The sequence below is a fragment of the Sphingomonas sp. AC449 genome, from assembly GCF_979253475.1.
On sequence record NZ_CEEDCZ010000003.1, the window covers coordinates 443590 to 464783 of the forward strand.

A 21194-nucleotide genomic window follows, 5' to 3' on the forward strand; every position below is an offset into this window, starting at 1 on the left:
CGAGCCGAGGCCGCTGCGGGTCGAAGCCGATGCGATCCGGTTCCGCTTCACGAGCAGGCGGCTAAAAGGCCTGAAAGGGGAAGTGTCGTTGTCATTTGAATTGCTGTGTCGCCGCGTGGGCATCGTTGCCGGTCTGTCCGGGCTCGCGGCGTGCGTTCCTGCCGGTCGACAGCCTGCTTCGCCCGCATCCGTACCGATCACCGTGCAGACGACCACGCCTGCCCGAACACCGCCCAGGCCGGTGCCAATCCGGGCCCAGCCGTCGGCCGACCTGCTGAACGCCGTCCAGGCGCTGGGCGCCAGCTTCAAGGGTGAGGTCGGCATCAGCGTTCGCGATATCGACGAGGGCTGGGTCGTCGCCTGGGAAGGGGATAGTCCGCGCCCGCAGCAGAGCGTGAGCAAGTTCTGGGTCGCGATCGCGGTCATGGATGCGGTCGACCGGGGCCGGATGTCACTCAGCGATCCGGTGACGGTCACGAAATCCGATCTCACCGTGTTCCACCAGCCGATCCGGACGCTGGTCGGCCCGGACGGCTACAGGACGACGATCGGCGAACTGCTGCGCGGGGCGATGACTCGCAGCGACAACACCTGCAACGACGTGCTTCTGCGGCGCGTCGGCGGCCCCGACGCGATCAACCGCATGCTCGCAGGAAAGGGCGTTGCGGGCGTCAGGTTCGGCCCGGGGGAGCGGCAGTTGCAGGCGCGTACGGCCGGACTGGAATGGCGGCCGGAATGGGCTGGCGGCTGGGGATTCCTTCAGGCGCGGGCGGCGATGACCTATGAGGCACGCGACAAGGCGCTGCGTCGGTATCTCGCGGCGCCGCTCGACGGCGCCTCTGCCAACGGCGTGACGCTGGGGCTGTCGCTGCTGGCACAGGGCAAACTGTTGAGCGCGCGCTCGACCGCGTCGTTGCTGACCTTGATGCGCTCCAGCAAGACCGGCCCGCTTCGTCTGAAATCGGGCCTCCGCCCCGGCTGGACGCTCGCGCACAAGACGGGGACGGGCCAGGACCTCGGCACGCTGTCGACCGGGTATAACGACGTCGGATTGCTCGTCGCGCCCGACGGGCATCGCTATGCAATCGCCGTGATGATCGCGAGCACACGGCAACCGATCCCGGTGCGGATGCGGCTGATGGGCGACGTGACACGCGCCGTCGTGGCGGCTGCGGGCCGGTGATCGCGAACCGCCGCTGATCCGCGCGCTATGCGGTCGGCCAATCGTTAGCCATCGGCGGCCCCTGCGGTGGTGACGTTCCAGGTTGCGAGCGTCTTGCCCGTGCGGGGGTTGTCGATCGCCACCTCGTCCATCGTCACGCCGACGACGCAGATCGGGCGCTGCTCGGCCCCCGCAGGCTGCCGACAGGACACCGGCCCCTGCCCCGGTATGTCGGCGATCCGACCCGCCATCCGCAGCTGGAATCCGCGTTCGGCCTGGAGTGCGTCAGGTTGCAGGCGAACGACGGTTTCATACGGCTTGCCGTTCCGCTGGCCCAATCGCGCGCCGTCACCGTCGAAGAACTGGGCGATCGCCAGCGTCTGCCCCGGCAACGTCACGGCCTCCGTTCCATCCGGCGCGGGATTGTCCCGCGTCGCGGGGCACGCCTCACTGACCGTCCAGGGTCGCGCTATCCAGAATCCCTCGACGGCCTCCCCTGCGGTCGCCTGCCCCGCGGCATCGAGGATGTCGGCGCGGGTCCAGACGACCGGTGCGACGTGCAGACGGAGGGCCTTGTCCGCCTCGTCATACCGCCAGCGCATTGCGGCGTCGCTTTCGGCCTCGGCCGGCCCCCGACACCCGAACGGGAGTCGCAGTTCGAAGCGTTGCCCCGCAGCGTCGGCGACAGCGCTGGGCATGGCCTGCCCCGAGGCGACCGCGTCTGCCATCTGTGCGGCCAGCGCCATGATATCGGCACGGGCCAATACGGCATTGCCGGGCGTCGGCGGCACGACCGGTTCGCGCGCAGCGGAAGGAGCGGCAGCCAGTGGCCCGGCGACGACAGGCTCGACGTTGCGCGGTGACGTTCCGCGCCCGATGAGAAATCCGGTCCCGCCAACAGCCAGAGCGGCCGCAATACCGCCGGCAAGAGCAAGACGACTTTTCCGCAAGCTTGGCTCATCCATTGCTGACCGATAGCAAAACCCGTCAATTTCGCATACCCGATCGCGATGCCCACGACCCACATCGCGATGGCCATATTGCACAGCCCCAATTCGCGGAGGCCTGCATGACACTCGATCAGGTCCTGACCCTGGTCGTTCTGGTCGCGGTCGTCGCGGCGCTGATCTGGGACAAGGTGCGCTCCGACGTCGTGGCGCTGAGCGGTGCTGCCGTCCTGCTGATCACAGGCGTCGTACGTCCGATCGAGGTGCAGGGTGCGTTTGCCAGCCCTGCGATCATCGCGCTCGCGTCGTTGTTCGTCATCGCCTACGCGCTCGAACTGTCGGGGCTGCTCGACCGGGCGATCGAAGCCGCGGTGAAGATGTGCAAGCGCCTCGGATCGGCCGGCATCTGGCTGATGCTGGGCGCGATCGGCGTGGTGTCCTGCTTCCTCAACAGTACCCCGATCGTCGTGCTGGGGGCACCGGTGGTCCGCGACGTCGCCACCGCGTTGAAGCTGCCGCCCAAACGCTATCTGATGCCGCTGTCGTACATCACGGTCCTGACGGGCTGCTGCACGTTGATCGGCACGTCGACCAACCTGCTGGTCGACGACATGGCGCGTGTCGCGGGGCAGCCGCGCTTCGGGATGTTCGAGATCACGCCGGTCGGGCTGCCGATGGCGCTGGCGGGCGGCATCTACCTTTTCCTCTTCTCGGGCAAGCTCATGCGCGGCAGCCTCGCCGACCCGGCTCCGGTCGCATCCACGCGCGAGATCGATGTTCCGGGTGCGCAGGTCGGCGACTCGTCGCTGTTCGCGGAGCATCGCCCGTTCCAGCCGGTCAAGGCGGCGATCGCGCTGGGCGTCTTCGTCGCTGCGATCGCGGTCGCCGCGGCCGGGCTTGCGCCGATCGCCGCCTCCGCCTTTGCGGGCGCGGTGGTGTTGATCCTGTTGCGGGTCATCACGGCGGACGAAGCCTATGGCGGCCTGCGTCCGCAGATCCTGATCCTGATCGCCGGCATGGTCGTGATCGGCATGGCGATGGAGCAGAGCGGTCTCGCCGCCCAGGCGACCGGGGCACTGGTCGGATCGATGCAGGAGTTCGGCCCGCTGACCGCGCTGATCGTGCTCTACGGCATCACCATGGTGCTGACCGAATTGCTGTCGAATGCAACGGTCGCCGTGCTGGTCACACCGATCGCGGTCGCGCTGGCGGAAAGCCTGGGCGTCAGTCCGCGCCCGTTCCTGGTCGCAGTGATGATGGCGGGCAGCGCGGCGTTCGCAACGCCGTTCGGCTATCAGACCAACGTGATCGTCTACCAGATGGGCGGATATCGCTACATGGATTTCGTGAAGGTCGGCCTGCCGCTCAATCTCATCACCTATGCCGTCGCGATCCTGGCTATCCAGACGTTTTTCCCGTTCTGATGAACACCGGTCGTCGCTTGGTTGCCCGACTTGCCCGATCTAGACGGCACGCATGCGCCTACCCATCCTCCTGATCCGGGTCCTTGCCGGTTTGCTGATCCTGGTCACCGGGCTCAGCCTCTTCGAATCCAATGAATGGTGGATCCGGATATGGGATTTTCCGCGCGTCCAGATCCTCGCAGGCCTGGTGCTGGCCGCCGGCCTGTCGCTTTGGCTCGATCGGCGCGCGGGACGCGGCATCGCCATGCTGTGCGCCGTCGCCGCGGGCTGGCAGCTGTACCGGATCTATCCCTACACACCGCTGGCAAGGACGGAACTGGCCTTCGCCGACAATGCCCCCGGCGCGAAAGGTACGTGTTTCAGCGTGTTGTCGCTGAACGTGCTGGAATCAAATCGCGACTATCCGCGGACAGCGCGGCTGATCGACCGGATGCGCCCCGACATCCTCCTGCTCATGGAAACCGACCGCGGCTGGGCGGATGCACTCGCGACCCAATTGGCCCGCTATCCCCATCGGCTCGAACGCCCCATCGGCAACACCTATGGCATGATCCTCGCCACGCGCCTGCCCATGCGCGACGGCCGGATCGAGACGATCGCAGAGAAGGACACGCCGTCGATCCACGCCGAATTGACGGCCGGTAGCGCGTTCCGGGTGATCGCGCTTCATCCAAGGCCCCCCATCCCCGGACAGGATACCGAGGCCCGCGATGCGGAGATCGCGATTGCCGCAAAGCGCGCGGCGGGTACCAGGCTGCCTGTCCTCGCGATCGGCGATTTCAACGATGTCGCCTGGTCGCACACGTCGCAACTCTTCAAACGGGTCGGGGGGTATCTCGATGCGCGGATCGGCCGCGGTACGTTTGCGACCTTCCCCGCACGCACGCCGTTGCTCGGCTGGCCGCTCGATCACATGTTCGTCACCCCCGACTTCAAGGTTCGCGACCTCGCGGTCCTCGAGGATGTCGGTTCGGATCATCTGCCGATCCATTCGCGTCTTTGCCTGACAGGCAAGCCGGGCACGAACGGGACGCCTGAACCCGTTTCGAACGAAGATCGGAAAGACGTGAAGGAGGTTCTGCAGGACTATCGCGAGGAACGCCGCGACCGCTGAGCGTGTCTCAGCCGCGCGGGAGCCGGAATGCCGACGCCGCGTCGGCATGGAAGGCGCGCCGCAAGATCACCGGCTGCAATTGAACGGGGCGTTCGACCGGGTTCCGCTGGGACAGGCGATACGGTTCGAGGCCTGTGACCGCGGCACACCCCATCTCCATGCGGCGATGCTGGACGAACCGGCGCTTCACACCGGCTGCGCAGCGATGCATGAGATGGCATGACCACGAACGATGCAGACATCGTACACTATCGCCTGCGACGCCAGAGCCGAACCCCGGCGTGGCTGGCCTTGTCCTGGCGGGCGCTGGTTGCGCTCGCGCTGATCGGCATCGCGCTCGCGGTCCATTGGTTCGATCGCGATGGCCTTCGGCAGAACTCGGGCGAGCCCGTGACGTTCGCCGACATCCTGTATTTCACGATGATTACCGTGACGACGGTCGGCTACGGCGACATCGTGCCCGTGACGCAGCAGGCGCGGATGTTCGATACCTTCGTCGTGACACCGATCCGGCTGTTCGTATGGCTCATCTTTCTGGGAACCGCGTATGATTTCCTGCTTAAAGGCGTCTGGGAGAAATGGCGTATGTCGGTAATCCAGCGACACCTCGAAGGCCATGTCGTGGTCGCCGGTTTCGGTACAAGCGGGTCCGAGGCGGTAAGCGAGCTGATCCGTCGTGGTGCCGATCCAGCCATGATTGTGGTCGTTGACGAGCGCGCGTCGGCGTTACGCGAAGCGGAGAGTTGCGGTACGACGGTGATGGACGGCAACGCCACGCGCAACGCCGCGCTCGAGGCGGCCCGTCTCTCGAACGCCCGAGCGCTCATCGTCTCCGCCGGCCGCGACGATACCTCGATCCTCATCGTGCTGACGGCGCGGCGGATCGCGCCCGATCTGCCGATCAGCGTGGTGATCCGGTCGGAGGACAATGAAGCGATCGCGCATCAGGCAGGCGCCAACGTGGTCATCAACCCCGCCAGCTTTGCCGGTCTTCTGCTCGCCGGCTCGACGCACGGCGCGCATACCGCCGAATACATGGCCGATCTCGCTGCGTCCGGCGGGCGTGTCGTCCTCCGAGAACGCAAAGTCTCTGCCGAGGAAGTCGGCAAGCCGCTGGCCGATATCACCACCGGTCTCGGTCACCGCATCTATCGCGGGCATCAGGATTTCTGCTTCTGGGAGCCTGAAGCGTCGAGTCTGGAGGCGGGCGATATCATCGTCGAGGTCGTCCCACGCCGCTGAACCGCGGCCCGAAATCCGTCCGCGTCCTTGCGATACTGACCGGCAGAGCGCCACCGCAAGGTCCGGAAGTACGCGCACAGATATCGTTGGTCTCGGAGCCGGGTGTATCGATTACCGGTATCCGCTAAGGGATACGAACCTGGTGGTTTTCCGAGGGCATTTTGACGCACGCAATCAATCGACGTTCGCTGCTCCTTGCTGCCGCGGTTGGTGGCTCGGCTCTTGGCACGTCCATGGCGTCAGCCTCGTCAACACCGCGTCAGGCGGGAAAACCCCCGTTACGCGTGGCTGTCGCTCGGCTGACCCACGGCCATGTCGCCGGTCTTTTCGGCGATCTCGCGCAGGGCGCCGTACAGGTGGTCGGCATTTACGAGCCCGATCGTGCGGTCTCGGCCCGGTATGTCCGGGAGTTCGGGATAGATCCGGCGCTGGTGCATGATCGGCTCGCACCGATGCTGGACGGGACAAAGCCTGACGCGGTCCTCGCATTCGGGTCCGTTGCGGAACATCGGGCGGTGGTCGAGGCCGCCGCACCGCGGAAGCTGCACGTCATGGTGGAGAAACCGCTGGCGTTCGACGTCGCGGAAGCGGAGGCGATGGCAGCGCTTGCCCGCCGTCACCGCATCCACCTGCTCACCAATTACGAGACCAGCTGGTACCCAAGTCGTTCAGCGCTTCATACGGCGATCACCGCAGGCGTTGCGGGTGCCATCCGCAAGGTCGTGTTCCGAGATGGTCATTATGGCCCGAAGGAAATTGGCGTACAGCCTGAGTTCCTGTCGTGGCTGGTCGATCCAGCGGCGAATGGCGGCGGTGCGATTGTCGACTTTGGATGCTACGGCGCGAACCTCATGACCTGGCTCATGGGCGGACGCCCTCCGATCAGCGTGACCGCGGTGACGCAGAAGCTGAAAAGCGATCCTGTATATGCACGGGTCGACGATGAGGCGACGATCGTGTTGACGTATCCCACGGCCACTGCGGTCATCGAGGCATCGTGGAACTGGCCGGATCACCGCAAGGACATCCAGCTCTTCGGCGAAAAAGCCCTCCTTATGACCCCCGATAGCCAGACACTCATGGTGCGCAGGAGGGGAGAAACACGCGATCGTCCGCTTCCGGTCCGCGAGCCATCTTATAAAGATCCGTTCTCTTTCCTTGCGGCCGTGGTTCGAGGGGAAATGATGGTACCCGATCTCGATCCCTCATCGCTCGCGAACGCGGTGATCGTGGCCCGTATCCTCGAGGCGGCTCGGCGGTCTGCCGCGATCGGGCAGACGGTGAAACTTGCATCGTGAACGGGGAAAATCGGCGCACAGCCGACATTGCTTCGGCAGTCGGACAGGGTAGGATACCCTATGCTGCTAGCGACACTGCTCTTGATTGCGACGGTTGGCCAGGACGTGTCCGAACTCACGTTCCGGCGAGTGATAGCGGACAATGCGACCTATCACCGCGAACGGTTCATCGAAGCAGGGCTCATGCCAATTGAGGAGGCTGCGAAAAAAGGACGGAATGTTCGGCGCTTGCTCGTCTCGGTCTGGATTCCAGGCCATCCGCCCGTGATGGAAATCGAGCGGCAGAGCGACGGTTCGGTGACGCTCCTCCTCACGTGGCAGGATAAACCTTCGGAGCGGCATCCGCTTGACGCCTCGGTTTGGAAGGATCTTATGGCGCTCGATAAAGCCGTGTTCGCGACGCCCAAATACGACCTGAACAGTATCGGGAAACCCCCTGAAGGCGTTTATGGCTGCCACGGCGATACGGCCGCTTTTGAAGCGAGTATCGAGGGTCGGGTGCAGACCGCGGCGGCAAGCCAATGCCTCCCGCGAATGGAGTCCTTCGACGACGCCAAGCGATCCGTGATCGCGCTGTTCTCGAAAGTGGCCATCACCACTCAGCCTGTTTGCAAGACAGATGATGCCCGGCCAGCCGAGGCCTTGATTCACTGTTTCCGCTGAACAGGACTGTTTAGAGAGTCCGCCCTTGGGCGCCAGCCGTGGCCGACCGCTTTGCGCCGCTGCCCCAAATCAAGACCGTCTTGGATCTGACGGATAGCCGATCGCGCAGGTGATGATGCCACCAAAGCGCGCGGGCCGGCGTGGCCGCCGGGAGCGACTATCGCAGCCCCGCCTAAAGTGGCAACATATGTAACCTTAAGAACACTTTAACAGCCGTTTTCACAGACATTTGTGGACTTTGCCCATCGGTTGGCTAGCCCCGGCCTCTGTTTTGAGAGGACGTAGTTATGGGCGAACGGGTCGGGATCGCGGTGATCGGACTGAATGGCGCGGTGGCCACCACCGCTGCGGCGGGTATCGCGATGATCCGCGCGGGGTCGAACGACCTGTCGGGCCTGCCGCTCGCCAGCCGCGACGTCGAGGGCATGGCGGCATACCGCGACCTGCATTTCGGCGGCTGGGACCTCAGCCATGACGACCTCGCGACCGCCGCGCTGAAGCACGGCGTGCTTACCGAGAGCGATCTCGCCAACGGGGCCGCCAGCCTTTCCGACATGCGGCCCTGGCCCGCCGTCGGATCGACCGACTTCTGTGCGAACATCGACGGCGCCAACAAGATCGCCGCGCCCGGCCATCGTGCGGCGGTCAAGCATATCCAGGACGATCTCGCGCGCTTCAAGAGCGAGCAGAATCTCGACCGGGTGGTGATGATCAATCTCGCCTCGACCGAACGCAAGGCCGATCTCGGTGCGGACGCGCTGACCAGCGTCGAGGGGTTCGAGCGCGGTCTCGACAGCGACGACGCGGCGATCAGCCCGGCGATGCTCTACGCCTATGCCGCGATCGCGAGCGACACGCCCTATGCCAATTTCACGCCGTCGGTCGCCGCCGACGTCGCCCCGCTCGCCGAGCTGGCCAGCCAGCGCGGCGTGCCGATCGCCGGCAAGGACGGCAAGACCGGGCAGACGCTGCTGAAGACCGTGATCGCGCCCGCGCTGCGGGACCGCGCGCTGCACGTCGACGGCTGGTTCTCGACCAACATCCTGGGCAATTCGGACGGCCTCGCGCTCGACGATCCCAAGAGCCTCGCCTCGAAGGTCGATACCAAGAAGTCGGTGCTCGACCAGATCCTCGGCTATCCGGTCGAGGATCACATCATCATGATCCATTATTACAAGCCGCGCGGCGACAACAAGGAAGCGTGGGACAATATCGACCTGACCGGCTTCCTTGGCCAGAAGATGCAGCTGAAGCTGAACTTCCTGTGCAAGGACTCGGTGCTTGCCGCGCCGCTTGCGATCGAGATCGCGCGTTGCCTGGCCCTCGCGCAGACGCGCGGCGACGGCGGCGTGCAGGACCAGATGGGGATCTTCTTCAAGATGCCGCAGACCGCCGATGGCGGCGAGCCGATCCACGCGTTCGGCGAGCAGCAGCTGATCCTCGACACCTGGCTCGACCGCCGGTGAGTTTTGACGCAGCGTATCTGCCGCTGTTGCGCGAAATCGGCGACCTGAAGCGGATCCGCTCGGCGGAGCGCGAAGGATCGATTGCGGAGCGGTTGTTCGCGCGTGGCTGGGCCGCGCTGGCGGCGGGCGAGGCTCCGGCGGCGGTGATGCGCAGCACGGTCGCCGCCGCGCTCGCCGCGGCACGGCTGGGCGATCTCGACCGCGCGACGCTGGCCGAGCTTGGACTTTCCGACGGCGAAGCGGGCGCGGTGCTCGAACGCGCGTTCGACGAGGTGGCAGTGCTGCTCGACCCGGCGCTCGCCGCCGAGCTGCGCGATGCACTGCCGGAGGGTGCACCCGCGGCCGGGCCGGTGCCGCGGTTCGTGCCGCAGCTCGCGACGCAGCCGCGCGCGGGCGTCACCTGCCCCGGTCGGCCGCGCCTGTTGCTCCAGCCACCCGAGAACCATGCCGAGCATTGCCTTATCGTCGCGGTGTACGGCGTGCTCGCGGCGCCCGGCTATGGTGCGGATCCGGCGGAGGTGTTCCTCGCGTCGATGGCGCATCATTTCCACAATGCCGCGATGCCCGATGCGGGGTTTACCGGCGAGGTGCTGCTCGGCGACCTGCTCGATCGCGTGATCAGCGCCGCGCGCGAACAGGCAATGGCAATGCTCGATCCGGCGATCGCGGCGCAGGTCCGCACCGCGATCGCGCCGATCGCCGGCGATGCCACCCCGGCGGCGCGCGCGTTCCATGCCGCCGACGTGCTCGATCGGGTGCTGGAGATCGAACAGCATCTCCGCGCCGCGTCGGCAACGATGGACAGCGTCCTCCACACCTATGAGCTCGTCCATGCCGGACCGGTCAAGACGTTCCACGACCGCGTGCTGAGCGACGTCGGCCTGTTGTGACCTATTGCTCGCCGCTTTCCGGACGGCCGCTGGTCGCGGATACGCCGCATTCGCTCGCCGCCCCGGGCGAGCGCTGGCCGGTGGTCGACGGGATCCCGTATCTGCGGACCGACAGCGAGGGTCTGGTAGCGGTGGCGCTCGACCATCTCGACGCGGGCTGCCCGGACGATGCGCTCGTCGCGCTGCTGACCGACCAGGATGCGTGGTGGACCGGCCCCGCAACCGATCTCGGCGAGCTGAAGCAGCTGGTGCGCGAGCGCGACACACTGTCGCTGCGCGCGGCGATGGCGTTGCTCCGGATGGGACCGGTGGCGGACTATTTCGCGCATCGCTGGAGCGATCCGACTTATCTCGCCGGCCTCGCGCTGGTCGAGGCTCACTGGCGGCAACCGGATACCGCATTCGAGCTCGCCTGCGGGATCGGCCATTATCTCCGCGAACTGTCGGCGCGCGGCGTCGCGTGTGTCGGCGCGGACGTGGTGTTCTCGAAATGCTGGCTCGCCAAGCATTGGGTGGCACCTGCCGCAGACTATGTCGTGTTCGACGCCGCGGCAAAGTGGCCGGTCGCGGCGCAGCGCTTCGATCTGGTCGCGTGTCACGACGCCTTTTATTTCCTGCCCGATCAGCCCCGCGTCGCCGACCTGTTGCGCGAGGCCGTCGCCCCCGGCGGCGTGCTCGCCGTCAGCCATATCCACAATGCCGCCGTCGCAGGCGGGGCGATGGGACCGGCACGTGCCAGCGCCGAATGGGCGGCCTTGTTCCCCGATGCCGGCGTCTATGACGAGCGCGAACTGCGGCGTGCGCTGCTGGCGGGCGATGCACCCGCCCCGACCCGATGGTCCGACGATCCCGCAATCGAGGCCTGGTCGATCGTCGAGCCGGACGGCGATGCGCCACGGCCGCTGACGGGCGGGCTGGCGATGCCGGTTGCCGAGGCGGTGCTGGTGCCCAATCCGTTGCTCGGTGATACCGGTCCGCGCTGGCCCTCCGACCGCTACCGCGCGGAATATGGCGCAGCGGCGACATGGCTGTCGAATACCGGCGATGCGGCACGGCACCGCCGCGTCCTCGACCTGCCGGCGCGGTGGTGAGCATGCGTTGGGGCATCGTCGGCTTCGGCTGGGTCGCGCGCGATTATATGGCGCCGGGGATCGCGGCATCAGGCGGAACCGTGGTCGCGATCGCCGACCCCTCGCCGATGGCGCAGGCCAGCGCGATGTCGGGCGGCATCCTCGCTTATGATACCGCCGAGGCGATGCTGGCGGATGCCGCGCTCGACTGCCTCTACGTCGCCACGCCCAACAACCTCCATGCCGACCCGGTCCGCGCAGCGGTCGCGGCGGGCGTTCCGGTGCTCTGCGAGAAGCCGATCGCCGCGACGCTGGACGATGCCGAGGCGATCGGATCAGCCGTCGCGGGACATCTCTACGGCACCGCGTTCGATCAGCGCCATCACCCCGCACATCGCGCGATGGCGCAGGCGATCGGCGACGGGGCGATCGGCCGACCGATCGCGGTGCGCATCGTCTACGCCTGTTGGGTCAACCCAAGCTGGTCGCCGACCGCTGGCGATGGCGGGTGCAACTGGCGCGCCGATCCGGCCGCCGCCGGCGGCGGCGCGGTCATCGACCTTGCGCTCCACGGCCTCGATCTGGCGGCAATGCTCGTCGACGAACCGCTCGTCCGTCTGCACATCGACCTGCAACGGCGCATCCACGACTATCCGGTCGACGATGGCGGCATCCTGGCGGGGCGCACCGCAGGCGGCATCCTGGTCCAGAGCCATGTCGCGTATAACTGCCCCGAGGTGCTGCCCCGCCGCCGGCTCGAGATCCTCGGCGAGGACGGGCTGCTGGTCGCGACCGACACGATGGGCCAGACCGCGGGCGGCACCGTGATCCGGCGTTGCGCGCGCACCGGGGATGAGACCGCCCTGCCCTTCGACGCCGCGCTGTCGCCCTTTGCCGCGCAGGCCGCCGCGTTCGCCGCCGCCGTCCGCGGTGACGCGCATGATTTCTCCATTGACCGGGACCTGTCGCTGATGCGCCTATTCGACGCCGCCTATAGCGAGGCGCGATCATGCCTCTGAGCTGGTATGCCTGCGCACATTGCGGCTTCTGGCAGCGACACTTCGCGCCCGCCGATTGCCCGGTCTGCAACGATACGCGCAACGACCTGCCCGAGGACGGCTGGCGCTTCCTTCCGGAGCAGGACGTTGCGGCAAGCCATGACGGCAGCTGGCGACAGGTTGCCGACGATCTCTGGGCGTTCACCACGACGCCGCATCTCGGGCTCGGCGGCACCGGCTGGCTGATCGTGCGCGAGGGCGGCAACATCGCCTTCGAGGCCGCCCCCTATTACTCACCCGCGATGCTCGACCAGATCGCGCGGCTCGGCGGCATCCGGTACCTCGCCGCCAGTCACGCGCATGGCTATGGCGCGCTGTTCCAGCTCCAGCGCGACTGCGCGCCCGAGATGCTCGCGATCCACAAGGACGACCTCGGCATGACCAAGGCGTTCCGCGTCACGACGCCCTATGACGACGTGCTGGAGATCGCGCCGGGCTATACGCTGCATCACGTCGGCGGACATTACGAGGGGCAGGCAGCACTCCATGACGCAGTCGGCAAGCGCCTGTTCTGCGGTGACATGTTCAAGATCGACCAGGACGAAGCGGGTGTCAGCCACGCGATCTCCAGTCACAAGGCGTTCCACAAGGACATCCCGCTGACGCATGGCGAGATCCGTCATTACCGCGCGGTGATCGCGCCGCTGGCGTTTGATGCCGTCCTGACTCCGTTCGAATATGCCCCCGAAGTCGGCCGCGATGTCGCCGTCGCCGTGCTCGACGAGGCGCTGGCCCGTGAGCCGGGCGTGAAGAGGATTCCGCTATGACCCGCACTATCACTGGCCTGCCCGAACAGTTGGACGCGGCCTGCCAACTGTATCTCGACGCGTTTCCCGCCGGCGACATCGTCGCGTTCCCGATCGACGGCATCGACCGTGTCGGCATCCCGGTGTGGGTGGTCGCGCTGTTCCCGGAGACCACCGACCTCGACGGCATCATGCCCTACGGCGTCGGCTATGGCGCGACCGACGAGGCCGCGATCCTCGGCGCGCTGGGCGAGATCGCCGAGATGGTCTGGCCGACGCTGACCTTGTCTGCGCGTGGCAAGACGCATGGCAGCTATGCCGACCTCGTCCGCGAACGCGGCGAACGTGGGATCACCGATCCGCTGACGCTGTGCCTGCCCGCTGGGTCCCCGGTCGGCCGCCAGACGCCGCTCGACTGGGTCGAGGCCCGGCGGTGGGCGGACGGCTCGAGCGTCCTCGTGCCGATCGACCTCGCCGCCTATTCCGCCAAGGAACTGGCGCCCGGCTACGTGCCCTTCACGACGATCATCTCCAACGGGATGGGCGCGGGGCCGGACCTCGACTGGGCGATCGGCCACGGACTGTGCGAGATCCTCCAGCGCGACGGCAACGGGTTGCTGTTCCGCGCGCTCGACCGCGGCGTCGCGATCGACCTGCCCGAATCCCTGCCCGCCGAGATCGGCGACCTGGTCAACCGGTTCGCGGCCGCCGACGTCCGCGTGATCCCCAAATTCGCGACCGACGAGTTCGGCCTCGCCAACGTCTATTGCGTCGGGGTCGATGCGCGCGAGCCCGCGGTGCCGATCATGGCGACGGCGTGCGGCGAGGCGGCGCATCCCGACGCCGTGCAGGCCTTGGCCAAGGCGATCGCCGAATACGCCGCCAGCCGCGCGCGCAAGGCGTTCGCGCACGGCCCGATGGCGCTTGCCGAGACGATCGCGCCGCGCGGCTATATCGACCGGTTCATGGCGCAGGCCGGCGGTGCCGCGAAATCGAGCGACAGCCGCGCCTTCACGGAGATGCAGCGCTGGACCCTTGTCGACGCCGCGACCCTGCGGGACTGGCTCGCCGGGACGATGCTCGCCGAGCGCAGCCGCCATGCCTTTGCCGACCTGCCCCGCGCCGACGTCCCCGATGCCCGCGCGCGCGGCCAATTGGCGCGAGAGGCGGTCGAGACCGCCGGGTTCGACATCCTCTACGTCGACATGTCCCCCGCGGATTCCAGCGTCGCGGTCGTGAAGGTGATCGTGCCGGGCATGGAAGTCGAGACGATGAGCTATTACCGGATCGGCGAACGCAACGTCGCCAAACTCGTCGCGCTCGATAGCCCGCTGGTCAGTTTCGGCGGCGAGGCAAGCGCGACGCGCCGGCCTGTGCGCCTGACGGACGAAGCGATCGCGCGGCTGGGCGGCCAGCCCTTCTTCGATACCGCGCTGGCGGACGAGATCGTCGGCCCGCTCTATCCGCTCTACCGCGAGCCCGAAGCGCATCACGTCGCCTGGTCCGAACAGAGCCTCGAGACGGAGGCGACACGATGACGCTGCGCTTCGCCTACAACACCAACGGGGCGGCTAACCACCGCCTCGACGATGCGCTGCACCTGATCGCGGACGCGGGATATGACGGCGTCGCGCTGACGCTGGACCATCACCACCTCGATCCCTTTGCCGACGATTGGGCGCGCGAGGCGGAGCGCGTCGGCGCGCTGCTCCGGTCGCTCGGCCTGGGATCGGTGATCGAGACCGGCGCGCGCTATCTGCTCGACCCGCGCGACAAGCATGAACCGACGCTGGTCACGGCGGACCCCGCAGGGCGTGAGCGGCGGGTCGCGTTCCTCGCCCGCGCGCTCGAGGTCGCCGCGATCCTGAATGCCGAGACGGTGTCGTTCTGGGCCGGTGTTCCGAAACCCGGTGTCGCCCGGCACGATGCGCTCGAATGGCTCAACTCGGGGCTCGGCAAGGTCGTCGAGCACGCGGCACGGACCGGCATCCCGGTCAGCCTCGAACCCGAGCCCGGCATGCTGATCGAGACGGTGGAAGACTATGCGCGCCTCGCGCTCCGCCATTCGGACCTGCGTCTCGCGCTCGACACCGGCCATTGTCTCGTCACACAGGATATCGCACCCGACGCTGCGGTGCGCGCCTATGCCGACCGCCTCGGGACCGTCGCGGTCGAGGACATGCGTCGCGGCGATCACACGCATCTGCCGTTCGGACAGGGCGACATGGACATCCCCGCCATACTCACCGCGCTCGAGTCGATCGGCTTCGACAATCTCGTCTGCGTCGAGCTATCGCGCGAGAGCCCGCGTGCGCATCAGGCCATTCCGGAGTCGATCGCCTATCTCCGCGCGGCGCTGTCCTGATGCGGATCTGCTTCGTCTCGCGCCGCTTTTTTCCCGCGATCTCGGGGATGTCGATCTACGCGATCAATCTGCTGCGCCAGCTCGTCGCAGCGGGCCATGACGTGACGATGATCAGCCAATATTACGGCGATCCCGCACGCGCCCGCGTCTATGGTGGCGGCCCCCCGCCCCCGGTGCCGGGGGTGCGCGTCGTCGGCCTCGAAGCGCTCGGCGAACAGGACGGCGGCGACTTCGAACGCGATATCGATGCGATGGTCGAGGCGATTGCGCGCGAGCATTCGCTTCATCCGTTCGACCTGCTGCACGCGCAATATGGCTATCCGACCGGCTGGGCGACGATGATCGCCGCCCAGCGTCTCGGCCTGCCCTGCGTCGTGTCGATCCAGGGCGGCGACGGGCATTGGGTCGGCTCGTGCTGCGAGACGCACCGGCTCGCGATGGTGCGGGTGCTCGACCATGCCGGCGCGCTGCTGATCGGCGGCGCCAGTTTCGCAGGCGAAGTCCATGACCGGCTCGGCACCCCGCTCGACCGGTTCACGATCGTTCCGGGAGCAGTCGATACCGACCATTTCACGCCGGCGGTGATGACCGCGCCCGAAGGTCCGGTCCGCTTGCTCTACCACGGCCGCGTCGACCGCCGCAAAGGCGTGCTCGACTTCCTCCAGGCGCTGCCGGCCGTGCGCGGCGACTGGCACGCGACCATCTCCGGCATCGGTCCTGACGTCGACCCCGCGCAGGCGCTTGCGACAGAGCTACAGCTTACCGACCGTGTGACCTTCAGCGGCTATGCCGACTATGACGCGGTGCCGGAACTGTACCGCGCGCATGACGTGTTCGTATCGCCGACCTACGCCGAGGGGTTCTCGAACACCATCCTTGAGGCGATGGCGTGCGGCCTTGCGGTCGTCTCGTGCCACGCCGTGGGCGTAGTCGATTGCGTCCGCGACGACGAGAACGGCATGCTGACCGATCCCGGCGACGTGCCTGCGCTCGCGGCCTCGCTGACCCGCATCATCACCGATACCAGCCTGCGCACGCGTCTGGCGACCGCGGCGCTGGAAGAATGCCGACGCGTCTATAGCTGGGACGCGGTCGGGCAGCAGATCGTCGACATCTACCGCGACCTGAGGGGGCATCCGCAAACCGGTTTTGATACGACCCTGCCGATGACCCCCTGCCGCTTCCGCAGCGAACCGCATCTGTTGTGAGCGATCAATGAAACTGCTCGCGATATCGCCGCATCTGGACGATGCGGCCTTCTCCGCAGGCGGACTGCTGGCGTCGCGAGTCGACCAGGGCTGGGACGTCACCGTTGCGACGTGCTTCACCGGCAACGTCGCGCAGCCAACCGGGTTCGCGCTCGCCTGTCAGCTCGACAAGGGTCTCGGCGCAGAGATCGATTATATGGCGCTGCGCCGTGACGAGGATCGCGCTGCGTGCCGGGCACTCGGTGCGCGCGCGATCCATCTGCCGTTCCTCGAGGCGCCGCACCGCGGCTATGCCTCGGCCAAGATGCTGTTCGCCGAACGACTGCGAGACGACCGGGTCGTCGACGCGGTTGCAACGGCGCTGGGCGAGGTGCTCGCGGCGGAACGGCCAGATCTCGTGCTGGGGCCATTGTGCCTCGGCAGCCATGTCGACCATCACGTCGTGCTCGACGCGATGCGGCGGTCCTGTGCCGATCATGCCGTGGTGTTGTGGGAGGACTGGCCCTATGCCGATCGCGAGACCCGGGTCGCTGCCGTGCCGACGCTGATCGAATATCTGACGCCAGAAACACGGGCACGGCGCATCGCCGCGTGCGCGGCCTACAAGTCGCAACTCGGCTTCCAGTTCGGTGGTCTCGAAGCCATGTCCGAGCGAACCGAACGGATCATCGAGGAACGCTTTTACACGCTGCACATGACCTGATCCGTCAGCCACCCACGCTGCCGGACACGTAAATACCGCAGGCCGCTTCGCAACCTCGGCCGCACGTTCAGCATTCAAGTTCAGCGGATCGAAGCCGACGTCGGCCTCGGTTCGGATCCGCCCCGGGTGGTCAATTACCTTCGGCGTCGACCATAAAGACGACGGGCTTGCCGCGCGACATCGGCTCCCAGCCGGCCGCCACAGCGGCGCGGACGCACCGTGATATCATCGCGTCGTCGAGCTGTAGCCGACCATGCGGCAACCCCTTCAACAGCCGCTTGGGCGCCGGGAATTCCATCAGCGCTTCGCGCTTGGCATCGCGCTGGAGGAGGGAAATCGTCATCCCCTTCCACCCCCCGTCGTCCGACGGATAGGGTTCGCGCTGGAGGTGCCAGTCATATGTTACCCCATCGACATCGACGGTACCGGCATTGCTTCGAGACTTTGACATTTCTGAGCCCCTAGCATGCCAACGCTGCCAAGGCACCGGCTCGCGATTTTCGACCTAGCTCTGCTCAGCCATGCATCCATCCGGCTGAACGGACGGCGACAGGTGCGATTTCCCCGGCCTACGCGCCGTCCCACGGCGCATTTGCCAATTCACGGGCCAGATAATTAATAAGCACCTGAACCCGAAGTGGTCGCAGCGGGCTCGGCGGCATGACAAGGTGTAGCCCCAACGGGGTCACCGACCATTCCGGCATCGCGACCTTCAATTTACCGTCGCGCAGTTCGCGCCAGACCAGGAACTCGGGCTGGATCGCAAGCCCCTGCCCCGCAACGAGCGCCGGATTAAGCAGATCGGCATTGTCGGTCCAGACGCGCACCGGCGGTTCGATCGCCTCCTCCCCGAACGTCGGATGCGTGAAGCGCCACACCCTCGACGCACCACCCGTATAGGCCAGCGCGCAATACCGGCTCAGCTCGGCGGGGTGCGTCGGCATGCCATGGCGATCGAGATAGTCGGGCGACGCTACCAGCAGCAACCGGACCGTGCAGAGCCGCCGCGACAGCAGCGAGGAATCGTTCAGGCTTGCGATCCTGAGCGCGAGGTCGAACCCTTCCGACACCAGATCGACCTTGCGGTCACTCAGCGCGAAATCGACGGTAATTTCAGGATAGGCCTGCAGGAAGGCCGGCAGCACCGCACCGAGATACGCGATGCCGAACGACAAGGGCGCGCTGATCCGCACGCGTCCGCGGGGCACGGTGGATTGCTCGCCAGCCTCGTCCTCTACGGCCTCGCCCTCGCTCAGGATGCGCGATGCCCGCGCCAACGCCGCGCGGCCGGCATCGGTAAGCGCAACGCGCCGCGACGTCCGTGCAATCAGCGTCAGGCCCAGGCGCGCCTCAAGTCGCGCGATCGCCTTCGAGACGGTGGGATCGGACATGCCCATCTCGCGTGCTGCACGCGAGAAGGAGCCATGTTTGGCGACCGTGGCGAAGATCGCCCAGGCTTCGAGATCGGGAAGGCGCTTCGTCATTTTCGGCAAGATTGAAATGCCAATCTTGCCGTTTCGTCAAGCCCGATCATGGCGCATCTTCAGGTCATCGGAGCAGCAGCGCTCCCCAGGAGACCGGACATGATCGACCGTCGCCCCTTCGACAGCCTTGGTGGTGCCAACCATGGCTGGCTCGATGCCAAGCATCATTTCTCGTTTGCGAGCTACCATGATCCAGCGCGGATGGGGTGGGGTGGGATTCGCGTGTGGAACGATGATACGATCGCGGCCGGGACCGGTTTCCCCCCGCATCCGCACAACGATATGGAGATCATCACCTATGTCCGCGAAGGTGCGATCACGCATCAGGACTCGCTCGGCAATGTCGGCCGCACCGAGGCGGGCGATGTGCAGGTCATGAGTGCGGGGTCGGGCGTCCGCCACTCCGAATATAACAGGGAGCCGGGCACCACCCGCATCTTCCAGATCTGGATCGAACCGAAGACGCGCGGTGAAGCGCCGTCATGGGGCGCCAAGCCGTTTCCCAAGGGCGACCGGTCGGGCCAGTTCGTCACGCTGGCGAGTGGCTTTGCAGACGATGGCGACGCCCTGCCGATCCGCACCGATGCCCGCATCGTCGCCGCCACGCTGAAGGCCGGCGAAACCGCCGAATATCCGCTCGGCGCTAACCGCCACGGCTATCTCGTGCCGGCGATGGGCACGATCGAGGTCAACGGCACCCGCCTGGAGGCGCGAGACGGCGCCGCGATCGCCGACGAGGCCGTGTTGCGCGTGACCGCCATCGAGGACTCAGAGATCGTCCTCGTCGACGCCGCCTGATTGTCACGTACGACCCGTAGCGTGCCGCGTACCAAACCAAGCCCGAGGAGACCTCGAATGCCCTTCATCACCACCGCCGACGAGACCGAAATCTTCTACAAGGACTGGGGCAACACGGATGCACCCGTCGTCATGTTCCACCACGGCTGGCCGCTCAGCTCGGACGACTGGGACGCGCAGATGATGTTCTTCGTCCAGAAGGGCTACCGCGTCATCGCGCATGATCGCCGCGGCCATGGCCGCTCGACGCAGTCGGCGGGCGGTCACGACATGGACACCTATGTCGCCGATGTCATCGCGCTGACCGACGCGCTCGATCTGCGCGATGCCGTTCATGTCGGTCACTCGACCGGCGGTGGCGAGGTTGCCCGCTATGTCGCGCGCGCCAAGCCGGGCCGGGTCAAGAAGGCCGTGCTGGTCAGTGCGGTCGCACCGATCATGGTCAGGACCGACGCCAACCCGGACGGCGTGCCGATGGACGTATTCGACATGGTGCGCGAGCAGACGGCCACGAACCGTTCGCAATTCTATTACGACTTCACGCTCCCCTTCTTCGGGTACAACCGCGACGGCGCCCAGGTGAAGGAGGCGGTGCGGCTCAACTGGTGGCGCCAGGGCATGATGGGCTCGGCGCTTGCGCATACGCTCGGCATCAAGGCCTTCTCCGAGACCGACTTCACCGACGACCTCAAGGCGATCGACGTGCCGACGCTGGTCCTGCACGGCGAGGACGACCAGGTGGTTCCGTTCGCGACCACGGGCAAGATGTCGGCCGACATCGTGAAGGACGCCAAGCTCATCTCCTACCCCGGCTTTCCCCACGGCATGCCGGTTACCAACGCCGATCGGATCAACGCCGATCTGCTGGCCTTCATCGAAGGCTGATCCATGGCAGGGCACGGAGCGATGGGGCGCTCCGTGCTTCTGCACGACACGCTTAACGAGGAATTGCCGCGATGCCCGACCGGGTTCTGATCTTCTACGGCTCCTATCGCTCTGACCGACAGGGCATTCGCCTCGCCGAGTGGCTCGTCCGCGCCTTTGCCGAGCGCGGTGCATCGGCCGAGCTCATCGACGCCAAGGCGGTCGATCTCCCCATGCTCGACCGCATGTACAAGGAGCATCCCAGCGGCGAGGCGCCGCCTGCGCTAGAGGCCCTCGCAAAAAAGATCAGGACGGCCGACGCCTTCGTCTTCGTGACCGGCGAATATAACTGGGGCGTGCAGCCCGGGCTCAAGAACCTCACCGACCATTTCCTCGAGGAATGGTACTGGCGACCCGCGGCGATCGTCAGCTATTCGGCCGGACGTTTCGCCGGTGCGCGTGCCGGTCTCGCATGGCACGGCATCCTGTCCGAGATGGGCATGGTGGTGGTGTCGAGCACGATCGCGGTGGGTGGGATCGGCCATGCCTTCGATGCGACCGGAGAACCGGCGGGCGACGGTGGCGCCGCCCTCACCCGCGCCTTCCCGCGCTTCGCCGACGATCTCGGCTGGTGGACCCAGGCCGCCCGCGCCCAGCGCGAGAGACGTGATCCGCCCTATTGATCCGGCCGC

At 66.7% G+C, this 21194-nt stretch carries 21 protein-coding genes; 18 read left to right on the forward strand and 3 right to left on the reverse strand.

Going from position 1 to position 21194, the window contains the following annotated elements; genetic code table 11:
- The first annotated feature begins 88 nt into the window (after positions 1-88).
- A complete protein-coding gene (locus AC0CH3_RS08575; protein ID WP_354300291.1) occupies positions 89-1183 on the forward strand; it encodes a serine hydrolase in 1095 nt (364 codons plus the stop codon).
- A 44-nt stretch (positions 1184-1227) separates the two neighbouring features.
- Here AC0CH3_RS08575 and AC0CH3_RS08580 read toward each other — a convergent pair whose 3' ends face one another.
- A complete protein-coding gene (locus AC0CH3_RS08580) occupies positions 1228-1953 on the reverse strand; it encodes a hypothetical protein (RefSeq protein ID WP_465237772.1) in 726 nt (241 codons plus the stop codon).
- A gap of 278 nt (positions 1954-2231) precedes the next feature.
- On the opposite strand from AC0CH3_RS08580, the gene AC0CH3_RS08585 reads away from it, so the two are divergent.
- From AC0CH3_RS08585 to AC0CH3_RS08650, 14 genes are all read left to right on the forward strand, one after another.
- The gene (locus tag AC0CH3_RS08585) at positions 2232-3533 is read left to right on the forward strand and encodes an SLC13 family permease (RefSeq protein ID WP_354300295.1); all 1302 of its coding nucleotides are present in this window, start codon (positions 2232-2234) and stop codon (positions 3531-3533) included.
- Positions 3534-3585: 52 nt separating this feature from the next.
- On the forward strand, positions 3586-4647 hold the full coding sequence (locus AC0CH3_RS08590) for an endonuclease/exonuclease/phosphatase family protein (RefSeq protein WP_354300297.1): 1062 nt from the start codon (positions 3586-3588) through the stop codon (positions 4645-4647).
- Between the two features lie 219 nt (positions 4648-4866).
- Positions 4867-5889, forward strand: a complete 1023-nt coding sequence (locus AC0CH3_RS08595) for a potassium channel family protein (RefSeq protein ID WP_354300299.1) — start codon at positions 4867-4869, stop codon at positions 5887-5889.
- Between the two features lie 284 nt (positions 5890-6173).
- On the forward strand, positions 6174-7187 hold the full coding sequence (locus AC0CH3_RS08600) for a Gfo/Idh/MocA family protein (RefSeq protein ID WP_354300301.1): 1014 nt from the start codon (positions 6174-6176) through the stop codon (positions 7185-7187).
- A gap of 60 nt (positions 7188-7247) precedes the next feature.
- Positions 7248-7850, forward strand: coding sequence for a hypothetical protein (locus AC0CH3_RS08605; protein ID WP_354300303.1), 603 nt, complete (start codon positions 7248-7250; stop codon positions 7848-7850).
- 287 nt (positions 7851-8137) lie between these two features.
- The gene (locus AC0CH3_RS08610; protein WP_354300305.1) at positions 8138-9316 is read left to right on the forward strand and encodes an inositol-3-phosphate synthase; all 1179 of its coding nucleotides are present in this window, start codon (positions 8138-8140) and stop codon (positions 9314-9316) included.
- Positions 9313-10206, forward strand: a complete 894-nt coding sequence (locus AC0CH3_RS08615; RefSeq protein ID WP_354300307.1) for an HD domain-containing protein — start codon at positions 9313-9315, stop codon at positions 10204-10206. Before AC0CH3_RS08610 ends, AC0CH3_RS08615 begins: the two co-directional genes overlap by 4 nt.
- Positions 10203-11297, forward strand: coding sequence for a class I SAM-dependent methyltransferase (locus AC0CH3_RS08620; protein ID WP_354300309.1), 1095 nt, complete (start codon positions 10203-10205; stop codon positions 11295-11297). The genes AC0CH3_RS08615 and AC0CH3_RS08620 overlap by 4 nt, the downstream gene beginning before the upstream one ends.
- A 2-nt stretch (positions 11298-11299) precedes the next feature.
- A complete protein-coding gene (locus AC0CH3_RS08625) occupies positions 11300-12295 on the forward strand; it encodes a Gfo/Idh/MocA family protein (RefSeq protein ID WP_354300311.1) in 996 nt (331 codons plus the stop codon).
- Positions 12286-13101 carry an MBL fold metallo-hydrolase gene (locus tag AC0CH3_RS08630; RefSeq protein ID WP_354300312.1) on the forward strand — a complete coding sequence of 272 codons (816 nt, stop codon included), beginning with the start codon at positions 12286-12288 and terminating at the stop codon, positions 13099-13101. Before AC0CH3_RS08625 ends, AC0CH3_RS08630 begins: the two co-directional genes overlap by 10 nt.
- Entirely contained in the window at positions 13098-14618 is a 1521-nt protein-coding gene (locus AC0CH3_RS08635; RefSeq protein WP_354300314.1) for a YcaO-like family protein, read from the forward strand. Before AC0CH3_RS08630 ends, AC0CH3_RS08635 begins: the two co-directional genes overlap by 4 nt.
- Complete coding sequence (locus tag AC0CH3_RS08640) at positions 14615-15445, forward strand: sugar phosphate isomerase/epimerase family protein (RefSeq protein WP_354300316.1); 831 nt, start codon at positions 14615-14617, stop codon at positions 15443-15445. Before AC0CH3_RS08635 ends, AC0CH3_RS08640 begins: the two co-directional genes overlap by 4 nt.
- Positions 15445-16653, forward strand: a complete 1209-nt coding sequence (locus tag AC0CH3_RS08645) for a glycosyltransferase family 4 protein (protein WP_354300318.1) — start codon at positions 15445-15447, stop codon at positions 16651-16653. Before AC0CH3_RS08640 ends, AC0CH3_RS08645 begins: the two co-directional genes overlap by 1 nt.
- Positions 16654-16660: 7 nt before the next feature.
- On the forward strand, positions 16661-17356 hold the full coding sequence (locus tag AC0CH3_RS08650) for a PIG-L deacetylase family protein (protein WP_354300319.1): 696 nt from the start codon (positions 16661-16663) through the stop codon (positions 17354-17356).
- A 130-nt stretch (positions 17357-17486) separates the two neighbouring features.
- Here the strand turns inward: AC0CH3_RS08650 and AC0CH3_RS08655 are convergent, their stop codons facing one another.
- On the reverse strand, positions 17487-17807 hold the full coding sequence (locus tag AC0CH3_RS08655; RefSeq protein WP_056023848.1) for a hypothetical protein: 321 nt from the start codon (positions 17805-17807) through the stop codon (positions 17487-17489).
- 118 nt (positions 17808-17925) lie between these two features.
- Positions 17926-18840 carry a LysR family transcriptional regulator gene (locus AC0CH3_RS08660; RefSeq protein WP_354300322.1) on the reverse strand — a complete coding sequence of 305 codons (915 nt, stop codon included), beginning with the start codon at positions 18838-18840 and terminating at the stop codon, positions 17926-17928.
- Positions 18841-18939: 99 nt separating this feature from the next.
- On the opposite strand from AC0CH3_RS08660, the gene AC0CH3_RS08665 reads away from it, so the two are divergent.
- The 3 genes from AC0CH3_RS08665 to AC0CH3_RS08675 all read left to right on the forward strand — a co-directional run bounded on the left by AC0CH3_RS08665 (position 18940) and on the right by AC0CH3_RS08675 (position 21185).
- Complete coding sequence (locus AC0CH3_RS08665) at positions 18940-19638, forward strand: pirin family protein (RefSeq protein ID WP_354300324.1); 699 nt, start codon at positions 18940-18942, stop codon at positions 19636-19638.
- A 57-nt stretch (positions 19639-19695) separates the two neighbouring features.
- Positions 19696-20523 (forward strand): alpha/beta fold hydrolase, encoded by an 828-nt coding sequence (locus tag AC0CH3_RS08670; RefSeq protein WP_354300326.1) that lies wholly within the window; start codon positions 19696-19698, stop codon positions 20521-20523.
- 71 nt (positions 20524-20594) lie between these two features.
- The gene (locus tag AC0CH3_RS08675) at positions 20595-21185 is read left to right on the forward strand and encodes an NADPH-dependent FMN reductase (RefSeq protein WP_354300328.1); all 591 of its coding nucleotides are present in this window, start codon (positions 20595-20597) and stop codon (positions 21183-21185) included.
- Positions 21186-21194: the final 9 nt, after the last annotated feature.

What these genes read in the sequence shown, in the direction of transcription:
- AC0CH3_RS08585 (WP_354300295.1), top strand. Translation starts at nt 2,232, where the DNA reads ATGACACTCGATCAGGTCCTGACCCTGGTCGTTCTGGTCGCGGTCGTC.
- AC0CH3_RS08595 (WP_354300299.1), top strand. Translation starts at nt 4,867, where the DNA reads ATGACCACGAACGATGCAGACATCGTACACTATCGCCTGCGACGCCAG.
- AC0CH3_RS08610 (WP_354300305.1), top strand. Translation starts at nt 8,138, where the DNA reads ATGGGCGAACGGGTCGGGATCGCGGTGATCGGACTGAATGGCGCGGTG.
- AC0CH3_RS08655 (WP_056023848.1), bottom strand. Translation starts at nt 17,807, where the DNA reads ATGTCAAAGTCTCGAAGCAATGCCGGTACCGTCGATGTCGATGGGGTA.
- AC0CH3_RS08660 (WP_354300322.1), bottom strand. Translation starts at nt 18,840, where the DNA reads ATGACGAAGCGCCTTCCCGATCTCGAAGCCTGGGCGATCTTCGCCACG.
- AC0CH3_RS08665 (WP_354300324.1), top strand. Translation starts at nt 18,940, where the DNA reads ATGATCGACCGTCGCCCCTTCGACAGCCTTGGTGGTGCCAACCATGGC.
- AC0CH3_RS08590 (WP_354300297.1), top strand. Translation starts at nt 3,586, where the DNA reads ATGCGCCTACCCATCCTCCTGATCCGGGTCCTTGCCGGTTTGCTGATC.
- AC0CH3_RS08635 (WP_354300314.1), top strand. Translation starts at nt 13,098, where the DNA reads ATGACCCGCACTATCACTGGCCTGCCCGAACAGTTGGACGCGGCCTGC.
- AC0CH3_RS08645 (WP_354300318.1), top strand. Translation starts at nt 15,445, where the DNA reads ATGCGGATCTGCTTCGTCTCGCGCCGCTTTTTTCCCGCGATCTCGGGG.
- AC0CH3_RS08605 (WP_354300303.1), top strand. Translation starts at nt 7,248, where the DNA reads ATGCTGCTAGCGACACTGCTCTTGATTGCGACGGTTGGCCAGGACGTG.
- AC0CH3_RS08670 (WP_354300326.1), top strand. Translation starts at nt 19,696, where the DNA reads ATGCCCTTCATCACCACCGCCGACGAGACCGAAATCTTCTACAAGGAC.
- AC0CH3_RS08650 (WP_354300319.1), top strand. Translation starts at nt 16,661, where the DNA reads ATGAAACTGCTCGCGATATCGCCGCATCTGGACGATGCGGCCTTCTCC.
- AC0CH3_RS08640 (WP_354300316.1), top strand. Translation starts at nt 14,615, where the DNA reads ATGACGCTGCGCTTCGCCTACAACACCAACGGGGCGGCTAACCACCGC.
- AC0CH3_RS08625 (WP_354300311.1), top strand. Translation starts at nt 11,300, where the DNA reads ATGCGTTGGGGCATCGTCGGCTTCGGCTGGGTCGCGCGCGATTATATG.
- AC0CH3_RS08630 (WP_354300312.1), top strand. Translation starts at nt 12,286, where the DNA reads ATGCCTCTGAGCTGGTATGCCTGCGCACATTGCGGCTTCTGGCAGCGA.
- AC0CH3_RS08675 (WP_354300328.1), top strand. Translation starts at nt 20,595, where the DNA reads ATGCCCGACCGGGTTCTGATCTTCTACGGCTCCTATCGCTCTGACCGA.